Origin of the sequence: Pseudomonas kitaguniensis, assembly GCF_049199985.1 — a bacterium.
GTDB classification, from domain to species: Bacteria; Pseudomonadota; Gammaproteobacteria; order Pseudomonadales; family Pseudomonadaceae; genus Aquipseudomonas; species Aquipseudomonas kitaguniensis.
Genome location: NZ_JBLZPT010000007.1, coordinates 199630 through 218771 on the forward strand (window position 1 = coordinate 199630; position 19142 = coordinate 218771).

General features: G+C 60.2%; 20 protein-coding genes and 1 other RNA gene. 11 read left to right on the forward strand and 10 right to left on the reverse strand.

The genetic code is table 11. From position 1 onward, the window contains the following. Nucleotides 1–32 precede the first annotated feature (32 nt). The 3 genes from ssrS to ACOZK9_RS12365 form a co-directional block, all read right to left on the reverse strand. A non-coding RNA gene (gene ssrS, locus ACOZK9_RS12355) (6S RNA) lies at nt 33–211 on the reverse strand. A gap of 30 nt (nt 212–241) precedes the next feature. Then, nucleotides 242–559 carry a cell division protein ZapA gene (locus tag ACOZK9_RS12360; protein ID WP_029289530.1) on the reverse strand — a complete coding sequence of 106 codons (318 nt, stop codon included), beginning with the start codon at nt 557–559 and terminating at the stop codon, nt 242–244. Beyond that, a complete protein-coding gene (locus tag ACOZK9_RS12365) occupies nt 556–765 on the reverse strand; it encodes a TIGR02449 family protein (RefSeq protein WP_058413757.1) in 210 nt (69 codons plus the stop codon). The genes ACOZK9_RS12360 and ACOZK9_RS12365 overlap by 4 nt, the downstream gene beginning before the upstream one ends. A 138-nt stretch (nt 766–903) precedes the next feature. Between ACOZK9_RS12365 and ACOZK9_RS12370 the strand changes: the two genes are divergently transcribed. The 9 genes from ACOZK9_RS12370 to gcvH all read left to right on the forward strand — a co-directional run bounded on the left by ACOZK9_RS12370 (nt 904) and on the right by gcvH (nt 10390). Further along, complete coding sequence (locus ACOZK9_RS12370; RefSeq protein WP_058413756.1) at nt 904–1461, forward strand: YecA/YgfB family protein; 558 nt, start codon at nt 904–906, stop codon at nt 1459–1461. 20 nt (nt 1462–1481) lie between these two features. Further along, complete coding sequence (gene pepP, locus ACOZK9_RS12375; RefSeq protein ID WP_152747582.1) at nt 1482–2804, forward strand: Xaa-Pro aminopeptidase; 1323 nt, start codon at nt 1482–1484, stop codon at nt 2802–2804. Next, the gene (gene ubiH / locus ACOZK9_RS12380) at nt 2801–3988 is read left to right on the forward strand and encodes a 2-octaprenyl-6-methoxyphenyl hydroxylase (RefSeq protein ID WP_421555921.1); all 1188 of its coding nucleotides are present in this window, start codon (nt 2801–2803) and stop codon (nt 3986–3988) included. Before pepP ends, ubiH begins: the two co-directional genes overlap by 4 nt. After that, nucleotides 3981–4466 (forward strand): DUF4442 domain-containing protein, encoded by a 486-nt coding sequence (locus ACOZK9_RS12385; RefSeq protein ID WP_058413753.1) that lies wholly within the window; start codon nt 3981–3983, stop codon nt 4464–4466. Before ubiH ends, ACOZK9_RS12385 begins: the two co-directional genes overlap by 8 nt. A 9-nt stretch (nt 4467–4475) precedes the next feature. Continuing rightward, nucleotides 4476–5693 (forward strand): 2-octaprenyl-3-methyl-6-methoxy-1,4-benzoquinol hydroxylase, encoded by a 1218-nt coding sequence (locus tag ACOZK9_RS12390; RefSeq protein ID WP_172979854.1) that lies wholly within the window; start codon nt 4476–4478, stop codon nt 5691–5693. Nucleotides 5694–5854: 161 nt separating this feature from the next. Then, on the forward strand, nt 5855–6859 hold the full coding sequence (locus tag ACOZK9_RS12395) for an extracellular solute-binding protein (protein WP_122250751.1): 1005 nt from the start codon (nt 5855–5857) through the stop codon (nt 6857–6859). Nucleotides 6860–7099: 240 nt separating this feature from the next. Then, nucleotides 7100–8716: an ABC transporter permease gene (locus ACOZK9_RS12400; protein ID WP_058413750.1), complete on the forward strand. Its 1617-nt coding sequence runs from the start codon at nt 7100–7102 to the stop codon at nt 8714–8716. 156 nt (nt 8717–8872) lie between these two features. Continuing rightward, on the forward strand, nt 8873–9955 hold the full coding sequence (gcvT, locus tag ACOZK9_RS12405) for a glycine cleavage system aminomethyltransferase GcvT (protein ID WP_421555922.1): 1083 nt from the start codon (nt 8873–8875) through the stop codon (nt 9953–9955). Between the two features lie 51 nt (nt 9956–10006). Beyond that, complete coding sequence (gene gcvH / locus ACOZK9_RS12410) at nt 10007–10390, forward strand: glycine cleavage system protein GcvH (RefSeq protein ID WP_421555923.1); 384 nt, start codon at nt 10007–10009, stop codon at nt 10388–10390. Between the two features lie 125 nt (nt 10391–10515). Here gcvH and ACOZK9_RS12415 read toward each other — a convergent pair whose 3' ends face one another. The 6 genes from ACOZK9_RS12415 to ACOZK9_RS12440 all read right to left on the reverse strand — a co-directional run bounded on the left by ACOZK9_RS12415 (nt 10516) and on the right by ACOZK9_RS12440 (nt 15774). Then, complete coding sequence (locus ACOZK9_RS12415; RefSeq protein WP_058413747.1) at nt 10516–11658, reverse strand: DegT/DnrJ/EryC1/StrS family aminotransferase; 1143 nt, start codon at nt 11656–11658, stop codon at nt 10516–10518. 164 nt (nt 11659–11822) lie between these two features. Continuing rightward, entirely contained in the window at nt 11823–12137 is a 315-nt protein-coding gene (locus ACOZK9_RS12420; protein WP_058413746.1) for a DUF2388 domain-containing protein, read from the reverse strand. Between the two features lie 68 nt (nt 12138–12205). After that, entirely contained in the window at nt 12206–12652 is a 447-nt protein-coding gene (locus ACOZK9_RS12425; RefSeq protein ID WP_058413745.1) for an NfeD family protein, read from the reverse strand. Nucleotides 12653–12662: 10 nt separating this feature from the next. Then, nucleotides 12663–13583, reverse strand: coding sequence for an SPFH domain-containing protein (locus tag ACOZK9_RS12430; RefSeq protein ID WP_046381704.1), 921 nt, complete (start codon nt 13581–13583; stop codon nt 12663–12665). Between the two features lie 77 nt (nt 13584–13660). Continuing rightward, nucleotides 13661–15352, reverse strand: a complete 1692-nt coding sequence (locus ACOZK9_RS12435; protein WP_421555924.1) for a GspE/PulE family protein — start codon at nt 15350–15352, stop codon at nt 13661–13663. 83 nt (nt 15353–15435) lie between these two features. Next, nucleotides 15436–15774 (reverse strand): hypothetical protein, encoded by a 339-nt coding sequence (locus ACOZK9_RS12440; RefSeq protein ID WP_421555925.1) that lies wholly within the window; start codon nt 15772–15774, stop codon nt 15436–15438. Between the two features lie 126 nt (nt 15775–15900). On the opposite strand from ACOZK9_RS12440, the gene ACOZK9_RS12445 reads away from it, so the two are divergent. Then, complete coding sequence (locus tag ACOZK9_RS12445; RefSeq protein ID WP_122250746.1) at nt 15901–16371, forward strand: Lrp/AsnC family transcriptional regulator; 471 nt, start codon at nt 15901–15903, stop codon at nt 16369–16371. A 63-nt stretch (nt 16372–16434) separates the two neighbouring features. On the opposite strand, the gene ACOZK9_RS12450 is transcribed toward ACOZK9_RS12445, so the two are convergent. Then, nucleotides 16435–17802: a CYTH domain-containing protein gene (locus ACOZK9_RS12450; protein ID WP_058413741.1), complete on the reverse strand. Its 1368-nt coding sequence runs from the start codon at nt 17800–17802 to the stop codon at nt 16435–16437. Between the two features lie 158 nt (nt 17803–17960). Between ACOZK9_RS12450 and argE the strand changes: the two genes are divergently transcribed. Next, nucleotides 17961–19109 carry an acetylornithine deacetylase gene (gene argE, locus ACOZK9_RS12455; protein WP_152747590.1) on the forward strand — a complete coding sequence of 383 codons (1149 nt, stop codon included), beginning with the start codon at nt 17961–17963 and terminating at the stop codon, nt 19107–19109. Nucleotides 19110–19142 lie beyond the last annotated feature (33 nt).

Genomic DNA, 19142 nt, shown 5'->3' on the forward strand with positions numbered 1-19142 from the left:
AGTCCTGAGACTGGCATTGAGTTTGGATATTCAGGCTCCCCGACAGAGTCGCTGTCGACTAAGCCCTTGAACCCGAAAGTTCAAGGTGGAAGATGCAGTAGGCTTTAAGGCTTTCCGTCTAGCGGACATGCACACCAGCCCAACGTGCAACTTCCAGGGTAGTGCGAATCGGCTCCGGGACATCGCCGACTGGCAAACACGCCAGGGAGTGAGGCGAGTATACCTTAAACGTGCGCGGCAATCAGCCCTTGGGTGGCTCTTGATCGGTAGACAGCACCAGATCCACGCGCTCCAGCAGGTCACGCACTTGCTCACGTGTCGAGCCGCTGGCCTGCACGTCAGGCCGTTCCTGCTTATGCAGCAAGTCGTGGGTAATGTTGAGTGCAGCCATCACGGCGATACGGTCGGCGCCGATGACTTTGCCGCTGCTGCGGATTTCACGCATTTTGCCGTCCAGGTAGCGGGCAGCACTCACCAGGTTGCTGCGCTCTTCCTGGGGGCAGATGATCGAATATTCTTTGTCGAGGATCTGCACGGTTACGCTATTGCTTGAACTCATGAGTCTTGCTCCAGGGCCTTCAGGCGCGAAATCATCGATTCGACCTTACGCCGGGCGATTTCGTTTTTTTCAATGAGGTGAGCGCGTTCCTCGCGCCAGGTCTTTTCCTGAGCTAATAGGAGTCCGTTTTGGCCCTTTAGTTGCTCGACCCGGGTAATTAGCAATTCGAGTCTGGCCATCAGCGCTTGCAGGTCGGTGTCTTCCATTGGGTTCCACTGGATTTGTCTGATGAATGGCGACTGCAGGATAAACGATCTGACGCCCTTGATAGTCTTGGTACGTATGCCGGTGCTAGGATACAGCGCTTCATTCTAGACATTGCGCCGTCTGGCGCCTAGCTCACCATGCCTATTCAGAACTCCCCGTACGATGCTTTTTCCAAACTGCTGAGCACCAGTGGCCATCCTTGCTCGCCTGCCGAACTGCACGGTGTGTTGTTGGGCCGCAGTTGCACCGGCGTCGGCTTTGACGCCGACAACTGGCTGGCTGACGTCGCCGAACTGCTGGAGACCGAGCCGACCGAGAACGTGCGTAATGCGTTGATCGGCCTGCAAGAAATGGTCAAGGGCGAGCTGACCGGTGATGACGTCACCGTGGTCTTGCTGTTGCCGACCGACGATGCGCCGCTTACTGAGCGCGCCGCAGCGCTGGGCCAATGGTGCCAGGGTTTCCTCCACGGCTTTGGCGTGAACGCCGGCGGCCTGGAGCTGAGCACTGACGCCAAGGAAGTGTTGCAAGACTTGGCCGCCATCTCCCAGGTGCAGGATGCCCTGGAAGAATCGGAAGACGGCGAAGGCGACTATATGGAAGTGATGGAATACCTGCGCGTCGCGCCGTTGTTGCTGTTCACCGAGACCAAAAAGGCCGCTGAGCCAACCGCAACCAAGCCGTCGCTGCACTAAAAAAGGAAGCCCAACTGCCCATGATTCATATCCCAAGAGCGGAATACACCCGTCGCCGCAAGGCGCTCATGGCGCAGATGGAACCCAACAGCATCGCGATACTGCCGGCCGCCGCCGTGGCCATTCGCAATCGTGATGTCGAGCACGTTTACCGTCAGGACAGCGATTTTCAGTACCTGAGCGGGTTCCCTGAACCTGAAGCGGTGATCGTGCTGATGCCCGGTCGCCTGCACGGTGAGTACGTGCTGTTCTGCCGCGAACGCAATGCCGAACGCGAATTGTGGGACGGCCTGCGCGCCGGCACCGAAGGCGCTGTGCGTGACTTTGGCGCCGACGATGCGTTTCCCATCACTGATATCGACGACATCCTGCCCGGCCTGATCGAAGGTCGTGACCGGGTGTATTCGGCCATGGGCAGCAACGCCGAATTCGACCGGCACGTGATGGAGTGGATCAACGTTATCCGCTCTAAAGCGCACCTCGGCGCGCAGCCGCCGAACGAATTCGTTGCCCTGGACCATCTGCTCCACGACATGCGCCTGTATAAATCGGCGGCAGAAGTGAAGGTGATGCGCGAGGCTGCGCGAATTTCCTGCGCCGCGCATGTGCGGGCGATGCAGGCCAGTCGTGCCGGTTTGCACGAGTTCAGCCTCGAAGCCGAGCTGGATTACGAATTCCGCAAGGGCGGCGCCAAGATGCCCGCCTATGGCTCCATCGTCGCGGCTGGGCGCAACAGCTGCATCCTGCATTACCAGCAGAATGACGCCGTGCTCAAGGACGGCGACCTGGTGCTGATCGACGCCGGTTGCGAGATCGACTGCTACGCCAGCGACATCACGCGGACCTGGCCGGTCAACGGTAAGTTTTCGCCGGAACAAAAGGCCATCTATGAAATCGTGCTGGCCTCGCAGGAAGCCGCCTTCGCCGAGATCGCGCCGAACAAACACTGGAACCAGGCCCACGAGGCGACCGTGCAAGTGATCACCGCCGGGCTGGTAAAGCTGGGGCTGTTGCAGGGTGACGTTGACGCGTTGATTGCCAGCGAAGCCTACCGTGCGTTCTACATGCACCGCGCCGGCCACTGGCTGGGAATGGATGTGCACGATGTGGGCGATTACCGGGTGGGCGGCGAATGGCGTGTGCTGGAAGTCGGCATGGCATTGACCGTGGAGCCAGGCATCTATATTTCGCCGGACAACCAGAGCGTGGCGAAGAAATGGCGTGGTATTGGCGTACGTATCGAGGACGACGTGGTGGTGACCAAGCAAGGCTGTGAAGTTCTGACCGGCGGCGTGCCCAAAACCGTCGACGACATTGAAGCGCTGATGGCGGCTGCGCGATGAGCCGGGTCAACCTGGCGATCATCGGCGGCGGCCTGGTCGGCGCCAGCCTGGCGTTGGCATTGCAGGCGGGCGCGAAGGCACGTGGTTGGAGCATCGTGCTCATCGAACCGTTCGCGCCCGGTGACACTTACCAGCCGAGCTATGATGCACGTTCTTCGGCGTTGTCCTTCGGCGCGCGGCAGATTTACCAGCGGTTGGGTGTGTGGCCGGAGATTTCCCGTCGCGCCGAACCGATCAAGCAGATTCACGTGTCGGACCGTGGGCGCTTCTCTACCGCGCGCTTGTCCGCCATCGAAGAGGGCGTACCCGCGCTCGGTTATGTGGTTGAAAACGCCTGGCTGGGCCAATGCCTGTGGCAAGGGTTGGACAAAGAGGTGGTCAGTTGGCGCTGCCCGGCGGAAGTCACGCGCATGGAGCCGCTGCCGGATGGCTATCGCCTGACCCTCAACGATGAAACCGTGCTGGAATGCGACCTTGCGGTGCTGGCCGACGGCGGCCGTTCGGGTTTGCGCGAGCAATTGGGCATCGGCGTGAAAACCCGCCCTTACAACCAGAGCGCGCTGATCGCCAATATCACCCCAAGCGAAGCGCATAACGGCGAGGCGTTCGAGCGTTTCACCGATGACGGGCCGATGGCTTTGCTGCCGCTGCCGGACAACCGCTGCGCGCTGGTCTGGACCCGCATCGGCATGGACGCGCAGCGCCTGGCTAACCTTGATGAACGCAGTTTCTTGAGCGAATTGCAGGGTGTGTTCGGCTACCGCCTGGGCACCTTGAAACAGGTGGGGGCTCGCCATTTGTACCCGCTGACGTTGGTTGAGGCAGAAGAGCAAGTACGCTCGCATTTGGCGGTCCTCGGCAATGCCGCGCACAGCCTGCACCCGATTGCCGGGCAGGGTTTCAACTTGTCCCTGCGCGACGCGAATGCATTGGCCGAGGCCTTGCTGGCCGGGCCGGCGGTGCCAGGTGATTTGGCGACCTTGCAGCGCTATCGCCAGCGCCAGCGCCAGGACCAGAACCTCACCGTGGGTTTCTCTGATCACGTCACGCGTTTGTTTGGCAGCGCTCAACCGTTGGTCGCGCTGGGCCGAAACATGGGCTTGCTGGGCCTGGATGTGTTGCCGCCGGCCAAACGCTGGTTTGCCCGTCAGGCCATGGGCCTGGGCACGCGCCCGGATGCGTAACTGGCTGATCAAGCGGTTCGGCAAGGCGCGGTTGTTGCGTTGGATCATGACCCTGTACCCGCCGTACTTGGGCGCCGGGGTCAGCGTGCAGCACATGAGCGCGGATTTTCGTCACGTCAAAGTGCGCATGGGCTTGGGCTGGTACAACCGCAATTACGTTGGCACACAGTTTGGCGGCAGCCTGTATTCAATGGTCGACCCGTTCTACATGCTGATGCTGATGGAGAACCTTGGCCGCGATTACATCGTGTGGGACAAGGCCGCGAGCATCGACTTTATCTCGCCGGGCAAAGGCCCGGTGTACGCCGAATTTTCAATCGACGAAGCCTTGCTGGATGAGGTTCGTCGACACACCGAAGGGGGCGATAAGTACTTGCCCCACCTTGAGGTGCAGATTCATGACGGCTCCGGCACCCTGGTGGCGCGAGTCGACAAAACCCTTTACGTGCGGCGCAAGCCGCCAGCGAGACAGGCTTAAAGCATGGACATGCGCGCAGATGTGCTGATTGTCGGGGCCGGAATGGTCGGAAGCGCCTTGGCGCTGGCGTTGCAGGGCAGTGGCTTGCAGGTGCTGCTGGTCGACGGCAGCCCATTGAGCGTCAAGCCGTTCGACGGTGAAGCGGCCTTCGAGCCCCGCGTCAGTGCCCTGTCTACCGCCAGCCAGCGCATTCTGGAACGCCTGGGCGTATGGGATGGTGTGGTGTCGCGCCGCGCCAGCCCCTACGGCGAGATGCAAGTGTGGGATGGCAGCGGCACCGGGCACATTCATTTTTCGGCGGCCAGCGTGCACGCTGAAGTGCTCGGGCATATCGTCGAAAACCGCGTGGTGCAGGATGCCTTGCTCGACCGCTTGCATGAGTGCGACCTGGGCTTGCTGGCCAATGCACGCCTGGAACAGATGCGCCGCTCCGGCGATGAGTGGCTGCTGACCCTCGCCGACGGCCGCAGATTGCGCGCGCCGCTGGTGGTTGCTGCCGACGGCGCCAACTCCGCCGTGCGCCGCCTGACTGGCACGGTGACGCGCGAATGGAATTACCTGCATAACGCCATTGTTACCAGCGTACGCAGCAGCCAACCACACCAGCGCACCGCCTGGCAGCGCTTTACCGACAACGGCCCGCTGGCGTTTTTGCCACTGGTGCGCGATGGCCAAGAAGATTGGTGCTCGATCGTCTGGTCAACCACGCCCGCCGAGTCCGAACGCCTGATGGCGCTGGATGATGAACGCTTCTGCCATGAACTGGAGCGCGCCTTTGAAGGGCGACTCGGCACAGTCATCAGCGCCGACCCACGCCTTTGCGTGCCGTTGCGTCAACGTCACGCCAAGCGCTACGTGGCCGAAGGCCTGGCGTTGATTGGCGATGCGGCGCACGTGATCCATCCCTTGGCGGGGCAGGGCGTGAACCTTGGTTTTCTCGATGCGGCGACCCTGGCCGAAGTGCTGTTGGCGGCGAACGAACGCGGCGAGCGTTTGGCGGATGTAAAGGTGCTGAGCCGTTACGAGCGCTGGCGCATGCCGCATAACCTGGCGCTGATGGCGGCGATGGAGGGGTTTGAGCGGTTGTTCCAGGCTGATCAGTTGCCGTTGCGCTGGCTGCGTAATGCCGGGTTGAAGCTGGTCGACCAGATGCCCGAAGCCAAGGCCGTGTTCGTACGCCAAGCGCTGGGCTTGACGGGTGATCTACCGAAACTGGCCAAACCCTGAACCTGAAATACAAACCCCTGTGGGAGCGGGCGTGCTCGCGAAGAGGCCACTCGCTCCACTGCACATGCCGGCCATGCAACATCTGGTAACGCCTCCATCAAGCGTTACCAAATGTGAGTCCTTATCATTTGCCCTCTTTTTGCAAATGAGAGACCGCACCCATGTTGGCACCCAAGCGCCTCCTGACTGCCCTGGCACTCACCCTAATCGGCAGCACCACCGTGCAGGCAGCCGACGAAGTCGTGGTCTACTCCTCGCGCATCGACGAACTGATCAAGCCGGTATTCGACGCCTACACGAAAAAAACCGGCGTACAGGTGAAGTTCATCACCGACAAAGAGGCTCCGCTGATGCAGCGCATCAAGGCCGAAGGCGAAAACGCTACGGCCGACCTGTTGCTCACCGTCGACGCCGGCAACCTTTGGCAGGCCGAGCAAATGGGTATCCTGCAACCGTTTACCTCCGATGTGATCAACAAAAACATTCCGCTGCAATATCGCTCATCCAACCACGGCTGGACCGGCTTGAGCCTGCGTGCGCGGACCATCGCCTATTCCACCGACCGCGTTAAGCCGGCTGACCTGACCACGTACGAAGCCTTGGCCGACAAGCAGTGGGAAGGCCGCTTGTGCCTGCGCACTGCGAAGAAGGTCTACAACCAATCGCTGACCGCCACCCTGATCGAAACCCATGGCGCGGCCAAGACCGAAGAAATCGTCAAAGGCTGGGTCAACAACTTGTCCACCGACGTGTTCTCCGATGACATCGCAGTGCTTGAAGCGATTAACGCCGGGCAGTGCGACGTGGGCATCGTCAACACCTACTACTTTGGACGCCTGCACAAAGAGAAGCCGGACCTGGCGGTGAAGCTGTTCTGGCCGAACCAGGGCGACCGTGGCGTACACGTGAACCTGTCGGGCATTGGCCTGACCCAGCATGCGCCGCACCCGGAAGCGGCCAAGGCGTTGGTGGAGTGGATGACCACGCCTGAAGCGCAGAAGATCTTTGCCGATGTGAACCAGGAGTTCCCGGCTAACCCGGCCGTACCGCCATCGGCGGAAGTGGCGACCTGGGGCAAATTCGTCGCCGATACCTTGCCGGTGGAAGTGGCGGGCAAGCGCCAGGCTGAAGCCATTCGTTTGATGGACCGCGCCGGCTGGAACTGAATGTGTAAAAGGTGCGAGGCTCCCCTACAGCCTTGATGCAGCGCCGTCGAAAGCGCTTTTTTGTGGGAGCGGGCTTGCTCGCGATTGCGGTTCGCCAGTTGAAAAATACTGATCTGACACACCGCAATCGCGAGCAAGCCCGCTCCCACATTTTATCGCGTTCGGCTTTTGAGCTTGGCGGGGCTTGCCCGTCACTGTTTTGTGTCTGCCTTTAGATTACCCACTCACTGAGAATCCCTTTTGGCCCACCCCGCCCAACGTCGCTGGTACCTGCCGGTGTTCAGCGTCGCCGCCCTGGTGCTGCTGCCGCTGAGCGTGCTGTTGCTGTCCTGGCAAAGTATCGATCAACAGATCTGGGCGCACCTGTGGGAGACCCAGATGCCGCGCCTGCTGGGCAACACCTTGACGCTGGTGCTGGGTGTCGGTGTCGGCGTGACGCTGTTGGGCGTGAGCCTTGCGTGGTTGACCAGCCTTTGCGAATTCCCGGGGCGGCGCTGGCTCGATTGGGCGTTGATGCTGCCCTTCGCGATTCCGGCCTACGTGCTGGCCTTTGTGTTTGTCGGCCTGCTGGACTTCGCAGGCCCAGTGCAAACCCTGCTGCGTGAATGGTTCGGCACGGGCTTGCGCCTGCCGCGCGTTCGCTCTACCAGCGGCGTGATTATCGTGCTGGTGCTGGTGTTTTACCCGTATGTCTATCTGCTGGCGCGTAGCGCATTTTTAGCTCAGGGCAAAGGCCTGATGGAAGCGGCGCGGGTACTCGGGCAATCACCCTGGCAAGCGTTCTGGCGCGTGGCGCTGCCCCTGGCGCGACCGGCAATTGGCGCGGGTGTGGCGTTGGCCTTGATGGAAACCCTGGCGGATTTCGGCGCCGTTTCGGTCTTCAACTTCGATACCTTCACCACCGCCATCTACAAAACCTGGTACGGCTTTTTCAGCCTGTCCAGCGCGGCCCAACTGGCGAGCCTGCTGCTGTTGGTGGTGATGCTGGTGCTGTACGGCGAACGGCGTGCGCGGGGTGCGAGTCGACCGAGCAATGAGCGGCCACGCGCCAAGGCGTTGTATCAGCTGCGTGGGTTCAAGGCGGCAGCGGCCAGCGCGTGGTGTGGCGTGGTGTTCGCCTGCGCCTTCGTCATCCCGATGCTGCAACTGATCGCCTGGTTCTGGCAGCGTGGCCGGTTTGACCTGGACGAGCGCTACACCGGCTTGATCATCCACACCCTGTATTTGGGTGGTATGGCCGCTCTGATCACTGTCAGCGTGGCGCTGGTACTGGCCTTTGCCAACCGGCTGGCGCCAACCCGGGCGATTCGCTCCGGCATCAGCCTGGCCAACGTCGGCTATGCCTTGCCGGGCTCGGTGCTGGCAGTGTCGATCATGCTGGCGTTCAGCTACCTGGACCGCGCGCTGGTGGTGCCGCTGTCGGGTTGGCTCGGCGGCGCGGGCAAACCCTTGTTGCTCGGCAGCCTCTTGGCGCTGGTGCTGGCGTATCTGGTGCGTTTTCTGGCGGTGGCCTACGGGCCATTGGAAAACAGCTTGGCGCGAATTCGTCCGTCGTTACCGGAAGCGGCCCGCAGCCTCGGGGTGAGCGGCCCGCGACTGTTTTACAAAGTGTATCTGCCGTTGTTACTGCCAGGCACATTGAGCGCGGCGCTGTTGGTATTCGTCGATGTACTGAAAGAGATGCCCGCGACCCTGCTAATGCGTCCGTTTGGCTGGGACACACTGGCGGTACGGATCTTTGAAATGACCAGTGAAGGCGAGTGGGCGCGGGCGTCGCTGCCGGCGTTGACCCTGGTATTGGTGGGCTTGTTGCCGGTGGTTGGCTTGATCCGGCGCTCAGCCCGTCAAATCGGCTAGGTGTCAGTCCTACGGCTTGCGGCTACAATGCGCGGCATTCGGTGCGCTTCGTCTTTCGGGGTGAGTCGCTGTATGCCGCTGCAGGCCTCGTAATTCGAGGCGTATAGCGCACATGGCAATTCTGCGCATCTTCGCCAAGCCCGGAAGGAGAAACCCATGGGACAGCGTACGCCTCTGTATGACCTGCATCTCGCCCTCGGCGCGAAAATGGTCGATTTTGGCGGTTGGGATATGCCTCTGCACTATGGTTCGCAAGTTGAAGAACACCATCAGGTGCGACGCGACTGTGGGGTGTTTGATGTATCTCATATGACCGTGATTGATGTCACAGGCCTTCAGGCCAAGGAATGGCTCCAGCATTTGCTGGCCAATGATGTTGATCGTTTGCAGGGCTGCGGCCGTGCGCTTTACAGCGCCATGCTTAATCAGCAGGGTGGCGTGGTGGACGACATGATTGTCTACCGTACCGAAACCGGTTATCGGCTGGTGGTCAACGCCGCTACGCGCGACCAGGATATGGCCTGGATGCAGGCACAGTTGGGCAACTACTCGGTGCAATTGCATGAACGGTCCGAGTTGGCCATGCTGGCCATTCAAGGCCCACATGCGCGGCAAAAAATCGCCGAGCTGGTTACCCAGTCGCGCGGCACGCTTATCCACGCGCTCAAGCCCTTTGAAGGCCAGGCGGATGGCGATTGGTTTATCGCCCGCACCGGTTACACCGGTGAAGACGGCCTCGAAATTGTGCTGCCAGCCGATCAGGCGCCGGGTTTTTTCAACGACCTGGTCGGTGCGGGTATTTCACCCATTGGCCTCGGCGCCCGCGATACCCTGCGCCTGGAAGCCGGCATGAACCTGTATGGCCAGGATATTCACCAAGGTGTTTCGCCGCTGGCGGCCAACATGGCCTGGAGCATTGCCTGGGAGCCTGCTGCGCGCCAATTCATCGGGCGCGCCGCCCTGGAGGCGGAAAAAGCCGCCGGTGTGCAGTCCAAATTGGTCGGGCTAGTGCTGGAAGAGCGGGGTGTTTTGCGCGCTCACCAAGTGGTTCGTATCGCCAATGTTGGCGAAGGGGAGATCACCAGTGGTAGTTTCTCTCCTACGCTGAGCAAATCCATTGCCCTGGCGCGCGTGCCGACGGCCACGGCTGATCGGGCCGAAGTGGAAATCCGCGGCAAGTGGTACCCGGTTCGAGTGGTCAAACCGACCTTCGTGCGCCATGGCAAAACCTTGATCTAACTATTCCGGCAGGCCAAAGGCCGCTGACATTTCTTCTTGAGGACACAGACTATGAGCAATATCCCTGCCGACCTGCGTTTTGCCGAAAGTCACGAATGGGCCCGTCTGGAAGCTGACGGCAGCGTGACCGTCGGTATCTCCGACCATGCTCAGGAAGCGTTGGGTGATGTGGTGTTTGTTGAGTTGGCTGAAGTTGGCGCCACCTTCAAAGCTGAAGGCCAGGCCGGCGTAGTTGAATCGGTGAAAGCCGCTTCGGATATATACGCCCCGATTGCCGGCGAAGTGATCGCCGTCAACGAAGATCTGAGTGCCAGCCCTGAGCTGCTGAACTCCGACCCGTACGGCGCCTGGATCTTCAAGCTCAAGCCAAGCAACCCGGCAGACCTTGAAAAACTGCTGGACGCTGCCGGTTACAAATCCGCCATCGGCGAATAAACGCAAAACCCCTGTGGGAGCGGGCTTGCTCGCGAATGCGGTCTGTCAGTAACAGATGTCCTGATGGATACAGCGCATTCGCAAGCAAGCCCGCTCTCACATTGTGCTGTGCCTGCCGTAAATGATCAGTTTGCTTTCAATACCGCTTTCACCGCCGCAACCGACCGCTCGACGTCCGCCTCTGTCATCGCTGTAAACATCGGCAACGACACGATCAAACGTCCAACACGCTCCGCTACCGGGAACATACCTTCCTTGAAACCCTGTGCCCGATAAAGGCTGAGCAGGTGGATCGGCGGGTAGTGATAGCCAATGCCCACGCCGTGAGCCTGCATCTGTTCCATGAACGTTGCGCGCGCAGGCAGGCCATCCTGACGCTCTGGCAGCACCAGTTGGAACAGGTGCCAGTTACTGTTTTCGAAATCCGCCGGCGGCAACTGCGCGCCGTATTGCGCTTCAAAATCACTGCCGAAGCACTTGAAGTAGTGGCGTGCCAGGTTCTGACGGTGCGCGGTGATCTTCTCGATGTGCGCAAACTGCCCCAGGCCGATAGCGGCGGCAATGTCGGTCATGTTGAATTTGCCGCCCAACACATCCACGTCCAAGCCATCGAAGCCGGTACGGGTCACACCTTGCAGGCGGTACTTTTCGGCCAGGCGCGCTTCTTCGGCGTTATTCAGCACCAGGCAGCCGCCCTCGGAGGACGTAATGTTCTTGTTCGCCTGGAAGCTGAACGATACGAAGTCACCGGTAGCGCCGATACGCTCACCGTCCCAGCTGGAGCCCAAGGCTTGGGCGGCGTCTTCGACGATACGCAGGTTGTACTTGTTGGCCAGTGCATACAGCATCGGCATGTCCAGCGGCAGCCCCGCCAGGTAAACCGGAATGATCGCCTTGGTGCGTGGTGTGATCGCGGCTTCCACTTGGGCCAGGTCGATATTGCGCGTGACCGGGTCGATGTCGGCAAACACCGGCGTGGCGCCGACTTCCAGAATCACGTTGGCCGTGGCGACCCAGGAAATCGGTGTGGTAATGACTTCATCCCCAGGGCCAATCCCGGCGATGCGCAAGGCAATCTCCATGGTGCACGTGCCGGAGTTGAATGTGCGTACCGGCCGGCCGCCAAAGTATTCCGACAGTTGCGCTTCGAATGCCTGCACTTTCGGTCCGCTGGTGATCCAGCCCGAGCGTAATACATCGCCGACCGCCGAGATGGTGGCTTCATCAATGGTAGGTTTGGAGAACGGCAGAAAGGGCTGTTGGCTCATAACGACGAAGGCATCCGTTTCAGATAGGCGATGAGTGGGGTACGTATCAGTACCCGCATGGTTACACGACTCGACTGAATATAGCCTGTCACCCGTGAATGAATCGTCATGCCGGGCACAAAAAAAAGCCGCTCCCAAAGAGCGGCATTTTTTATGCGGGGTGGTTACTCGGTCACAGCGTTTTTCGCCAGGATCGCGTTGGCCAGCTCCATGTCCGTTGCCTGCAGGGTAGGGTTATCGGCGCGGACTTTTTGCATGGCAGCTTCCAGATACGGGCCACGGATACCGCCGTTGCTGGCAACAAAGCTGCCCGCGTCGTCTTGGGCGGCTACCACCAGCTTGTGGTCCTTGAAGGTCAGGTATGTCGAGCCAGTAGTGGCGCCCGAGGAAATGACATTGCGCCAGAAGCTATCGGCCATGGCTGAACCGACAGGTAGGGAAAGCACAGCGAGGGTCGCGACAGCATATTTGAGACGCATGGTGGGTAACTCCGGTGGGTTATCTGTACGTTATGATTGTGTTTAGCCCAACTGAGTTCCCTCACGGGCTAAACCGTTTCGACCTTCAACATCGTCCCATCCTGCCCAATCACCCGTACTTGGGTGCCTACAGGGCTGTCTGGTCCGCAGGCGATCCATACACCATCGCCGACTTTTATCTTGCCTCGGCCATCGACAATCGCCTGATGCACCATAAACGTGCGCCCGATCAACTCGGAACCACGCATGTTCAGTCCCGGCTGGTCGCTGACCTTTGCGCTGCTGCGCTGGCGCTTCCACCAGTACACCGCCGTCAGAATCGACAGCACGGCGAATAGCAGCAGTTGCCATTCCAGGCCAAGCGGCGGCACCAGAAACTTGATCACGCCCACGGCGGCTGCGGCGATGCCCATCCACAACAGGTAGCCACCGGTGCCAAATACTTCAAGAATCAACAGCACGGTGCCCAGTGCCAACCAATCCCAAAACGATAGATGCTGCAGGAAATCCCACATGGCGATTGCCTCAGCCTTTTTTGTTGTCGAAGGTTGCCTTGACGATTTCGCCGATACCACCGACGGCGCCAATCACCTGGCTGGCTTCCAGCGGCATCAGGATGACTTTGCTGTTGTTGGCCGAGGCGAGTTTGCCCAGTGCATCAATGTATTTTTGCGCGACGAAGTAGTTGATGGCCTGCACGTTACCGGTGGCGATTGCTTCGGAGACCACCTGGGTCGCGCGGGCCTCTGCCTCTGCCTGACGTTCACGCGCTTCAGACTCGAGGAACGCGGCTTGGCGCCCACCTTCGGCTTCTAGAATTTGCGCCTGCTTCTTGCCCTCTGCCGTCAGGATCGCCGATGCGCGCAAGCCTTCGGCTTCCAGTATTTGCGCACGCTTGATGCGCTCGGCTTTCATCTGGCCAGACATTGCGGCCATCAGGTCGGCAGGCGGGCTGATGTCCTTGATCTCGATACGCGTGATCTTGATGCCCCACGGTGCCGTGGCTTCGTCGACGGTACGCAACAGTTTTTCGTTGATGCCGTCGCGCTGGCTGAGCATTGCGTCCAGCTCCATGGAGCCCAGCACCGTGCGGATATTGGTTTGCAGCAAATTGCGAATGGCGTGCTCGAGGTTGTTCACCTCGTACGCAGCTTGTGCGGTGTTGACCACCTGAAAGAAGCACACGGCATCGATTTGCACGGTGGCGTTGTCGGCGGTGATCACTTCCTGAGGCGGTATATCCAGCACGCTTTCCATCACGTTGATCTTGCGGCCGATACGGTCCATGACCGGGATGATGATGTTCAGGCCAGGCTTTAGGGTGTTGGTGTAGCGGCCGAAACGTTCGACCGTCCACTGGTAGCCCTGAGGCACCACTTTAAAACCCATGAACAGGATGGCAATCGCCAAACCCACGAAAAGAAGCAGTACCGTTCCAATCTGCATAACGATTCCTTATCTGGTTGTGTCAGTGAAACAACGTTGGGCCGATTGTAACGGTCTGCTCACCGATAAGGAGGGTTTCACGGCCTGACGCTAAAAGCATTTGTATCTGAATCCCCAGGCGTGACCCGTAATGCCTCTGCCATCGTGGTCAGCCCGGCGTTGACTTTGTCGATGCCGGCCATGCGCAGGCTGCACATACCTTGCCCGAGCGCTGCACGACGTATTGCCTGCACATCGGCGCCGGGAGTGATCAGCGCTTTCAGCGTTTCGTCCATCGGCATGATTTCGTAAAGCCCGGCGCGGCCTCTGTAACCGCTGTCCCGACATTCCGCACAGCCTACGGCTTGGTAAACAGTACCGAGCGCATTCTCTGCGCGTTTGCAGTGCGGGCACAAAAGCCGCACCAAACGCTGTGCCATCACGCCGACCAACGTAGCCTTGATCAAATAATGAGCAATGCCAAGCTCTTGCAGACGACTGATGGCGCCGGGTGCATCGGTGGTGTGCAGGGTCGACAGCACCAGGTGCCCGGTCAGCGCGGCCTGGATCGCCATTTCTGCGGTTTCCTGGTCCCGGATCTCGCCAATCATGATGATGTCCGGGTCTTGGCGCAGCAGGGCGCGGATACCGCTGGCGAACGTCAGGTCAATGTTGTGCTGCACTTGCATCTGGTTGAAGGCCGGCTCAACCATTTCGATTGGGTCCTCCACCGTGCACAGGTTGACCTCCCGGGTCGCCAGTTGCTTGAGCGTGGTGTAGAGCGTACTGGTTTTGCCCGAGCCGGTGGGGCCGGTGACCAGGATGATGCCATTCGCTTGGCGGGTCATGGCGTGCCAGCGCTGTTGGTCCTCGCGGGACAAACCCAACTGGTCAAAATCCTTGAGTAGCACCTGCGGGTCGAAAATCCGCATCACCAGCTTCTCGCCAAACGCCGTCGGCAAGGTTGAAAGGCGCAATTCGACTTCGGCGCCCGTCGGGCTCTTGGTTTTGACTCGCCCGTCCTGGGGTTTGCGTTTTTCCGCGACATTCATTCGGCCAAGGCTTTTCAGGCGGCTGACCACCGCCATGCTGACCTGAGGCGGAAACTGATACACGTCGTGCAGCAGGCCATCAATACGAAAGCGCACACGGCCTTGGTCGCGGCAAGGTTCGATATGAATGTCGCTGGCCCTTTGGCCAAAGGCGTACTGCAGCAGCCAGTCGACAATATTGACGATGTGCGCGTCGTTGGCGTCCGGCTCTTTATCGCTGGCACCGAGGTTGAGCAGTTCACTATTGCCCGGCGCCGCCACCTTTTGCTCTGCGCCGCTGACCGACTTGGCCAGCCGGTAAAATTCGCCGATGCAACGTTGAATGTCGTGAGGGTTGGCCACCACCCGTTTGATCGAGCGTTTGAGCACATGTGCCAGCCCTGCTTCCCAGCCGGTGATGTAGGGCTGGGCGCTGGCGACGGTAACGGTCTGCGCGTCCACGGCCACCGCGAGAATAGCGTGGCGTTGGGCGAAGGCGTGGGACATCAGTGGCACCACCGTCGCCACATCGATTTTCAGCGGGTCGATACGCAGATAAGGCTGCCCGACATGCAGGGCCAGCCAGTGGGTCAACGTTTCCAGGCAAGGCCCTTCAGCCGCGATGCATTCCAACGCATGTTGGGTAGGCGTAACGCTCGACAACCGTTGCGCCCTGTCCGCTGTTATCAACCCCTGCTCGACTAACGCAGGCAGCAGCGCTTTTAGGTCCAATCGACGATCTTGCAAGGCAGCGGACATTAAGGTGTTCCTGATCGGCATTGGGCTTAATCGCAGGCTAGTCAGCCTTTGGCGTTCCACCTCCCGCCGTGTGTTGCAGGCCTTTACTGCGCGACTGTCAGCACTGCCTCAGGCCGCGCAGAGTCAGCCGACCACACGTCCAGCGAACACACGCTGATCAGGTTTCGAATCTTTTCAGCGATGACTTGAGCGCGGTGCCAGCTCAAACCGTCCATCACGATAGTGATGTTCAGGCGATCTTCTTGCCGGTGCACACTCACCTGTTGCGGCGTTAAAAACTGCAGCGCGAAATAGTTGAGCACCCGGCACAGCACGTCCGGTTCTGCTTCGGCAACAATCCGGTAATGCGCCTGGCAATGGGGGCTGTTGACGGCCCACGCATCGACGCGGGTAACGGGGTGAGTGGTTTCGACGACGTGCATGCGCGTTCTCCGGTTTCATTGGAGAAATTTTTACATCCGACGTTGGGTATTTCTTATCTAAGATGGGCTTTAATGACGATTAATCGAATCAATCAATTCAAGATCAGCGCTATATAAGGTTTTTTTATGCACAGTGAGTTGGACGTCTATGACCGCCGTATTCTGGCCCTGTTGCAAGAGGACGCCTCGCTCTCCAGCGCGCAGATCGCCGAGCAGGTGGGCTTGTCGCAGTCGCCATGCTGGCGACGCATTCAGCGGCTCAAGGAAGAGGGTGTAATTCGCGGCCAAGTCACTCTGCTGGACCGAAAAAAGATCGGTCTCAACACGCAGATTTTTGCCGAGATAAAACTCAGCGCCCACGGCCGATCCAATTTCACCGAGTTCACCGAAGCGATTCGCGGGTTTCCCGAAGTGTTGGAGTGTTATGTGCTGATGGGGTCGGTGGATTTTCTACTGCGCATCGTCACTTCCGACATTGAGGCGTACGAGCGGTTCTTCTTCGAGAAGCTGTCGAGGGTGCCGGGGATTCAGGAGGTTAACTCGATTGTGGCCTTGTCCGAGATCAAGTCCACCACCAGCCTGCCGGTTTTGCGCTGACAGGGCGGGCCTCATCGGGAGCGCCCCTCCACAGGGGGACGGGGCTTGCTCCCGAGGACGGTATTACAGACGCAGCAAGGTTTTCCAGGCGCGGTTCTGATACACCGCAATCGCCTGATGCATGCGCGCATCCAGCGACTCATCGGTGATCGGCTGGTTGGCCAGTTGCACCAGCTTGTTCAGCTCGCCGTACAAACGGTCCAGCTCTGCAACGTCGAGCACTTGGCGCGCGTGATGCAGCCAGGCCTGGATGCGCTCGATGCGCGGCAGTTGCTCGGCCAAATCTTCGGGTTGCTGCTGATAGCGCGGCAGTTGCAAGGCCACGGCGTCGTCGGCCAACAGGCGCGGCAGCCAGTTGGCGATTTGCGCAGCGCCCTGGCGGTTGCCACGCACGGTGCGGTCGGCGGTCCAGGTGCGAGCCAGCAACCAACGGGAGGTGTTCAGCGAGAACAAACCCCAGCGCACGTCGTCCAGTTCTTCAGCAAACTGTTCCGGTGCGGCTTTGCGGATGTCTTCGTCGTCTTCACCGGCTTGCACCAGCGGGCGCCAGTCTTCCAGCAACGCGTCCAATGCACTGCGCAGCTCGCTGGTGGCCTGGCGCGGAGCGGCTTGGCCGAGGCTGCCGATCAGGGCACGCAGTTCGCCGAGGTTGTCGACCCAGTCCTGCAACAAGCGCCAGTGGCCATTAAAACGGTATTGCTCAGCCAGGCGCTGGCTGCTGCCGAGCAAGTGCCACATGATCGCGGCGAAGGCATCGTCCAGCGGCATTTCGGCGTGAATTTCAGGGGCTGGCAGGCTCAGCGAGTAGCTGCTCGCGTCGTACAGGCGGTAGCCGCGCTCAGCCTTGCTGATGTCGCAGGGCATCAGCGCCAGGGTGGCGGCCAGTTCAGCGGCCAGCTCCAACAGGGCGGCGGGTTCGCCTTCGCGCAGTTCCAGTTCCAGCTCGCAGATTTCTTCTTTCTGCTTGCCGACCACAACATGGCCCAGGTCCAGGGCAGCTTCGATCACCACCTTGGCCTTGCCACGGCCCCAAGCGATTTCGGCGCGCTCACGCACAAAGTCGGTGGTGAAGATCGGCTTGAGGGTCTTTTTGTCCAACTCGGCCAATTGCTCGGGCCAGCACTCGCCGTCGAGTTTCTTCACGTCGAGCTTGGCTTTGGGCAGGTCCCAGTTGTACTCGTTGCGTTCCGACAAGCCGGCAACGCTTTGGCCACGGGTTTTGAGGGTCTGGATGATGTCGTCACCGTCCTTGCGCAAGCGCAGGGCAACCTTGGCCTGGGCCAGGTCGCGCTCGGGGGTGTCGAAGTACTGGTTCATCAACTCACGGCGTTCCCAGCCACTTTTGTTGCGTTTTTTCAGTAACGGGTGCTCACGCAGCGCGGCGAGTGTTTCGCGGCTGACGCGGAGCTTGATTTCGGTTTCTTTCTGCATGGCCGGAAAATCCAGGATCGGGAGCGCAGCCGGGAAAAAGAGTGGCTGCCAAGGTCGTGCAGTGTACAGGACTGAGCCTTGCAACGTGCCGCAACGGTTTATTGTGTTGTGCAGATGCCTCTATAGTGGGGCTCATCCGGGAAGTTGGGAGACCGCGCATGCCGTTACCGTCCATGAAAGAGCAGTTCGCCGCATTGATTGCCGCGCCTTCGGTGAGTTGTACCCAAGCGTCTCTCGACCAGACCAACCGCCCGGTGATTGATTTGCTTGCCAACTGGCTGGGCGACTTGGGTTTCGCCATCGACATTCAACACGTCAGCCCCGGCAAGTTCAATTTGCTGGCCAGCTTCGGCAGTGGCCCCGGCGGCCTGGTGCTGGCCGGGCACAGCGACACCGTTCCTTATGACGCCGCGCTGTGGAAAACCGACCCGCTCAAGCTGACGGAGGTTGACGGGCGTTGGGTAGGGCTGGGCAGTTGCGACATGAAGGGCTTTTTCGCCCTGGCGATTGAAGCCGTGTTGCCGCTGCTGGATCAGCCGTTCAAGCAGCCCTTGCTGATTCTCGCCACCTGCGATGAAGAAAGCTCGATGTCCGGCGCCCGCGCGCTGGCCGAAGCAGGCCGCCCACTCGGCCGTGCAGCGGTGATCGGTGAGCCGACGGGGCTCAAGCCGATCCGCCTGCACAAAGGTGTGATGATGGAACGCATCGACATTCTCGGGCGCAGTGGCCATTCGTCGGACCCAAGCCTTGGGCACAGCGCCCTCGAAGCCATGCACGATGCCATCGGCGAACTGCGTGGCCTGCGTTTGGCCTGGCAGCGCGAGTACCGCAACGCGCAATTCAGTGTGCCGCAACCGACCATGAACTTTGGCTGCATCCACGGCGGCGACAACCCCAACCGCATCTGCGGCCAGTGTTCGCTGGAGTTCGACTTGCGGCCCTTGCCGGGCATGGACCCGCAGGTGCTGCGCGCCGCGATTCGGCAAAAGCTTGAACCCTTGGCCGAGCGCCATCAGGTAAAAATCGATTACGCACCGTTGTTTCCCGAAGTGCCGCCGTTCGAGCAGGCCGAAGACGCCGAGTTGGTGCGGGTGGCTGAACGATTGACCGGCCATCGTGCCGAAGCAGTAGCGTTCGGCACCGAAGCGCCTTATCTTCAGCGCCTTGGCTGTGAAACCCTGGTACTTGGCCCCGGCGATATTGCCTGCGCTCACCAGCCGGGCGAGTACCTTGAAATGTCACGCTTGACGCCTACAGTGCGTTTATTGCGCGAACTGATCGAGCATTACTGCCTCAAGCCTGCATAAATTAACCTTTGCCCATTCGTACATAAGGAGAGC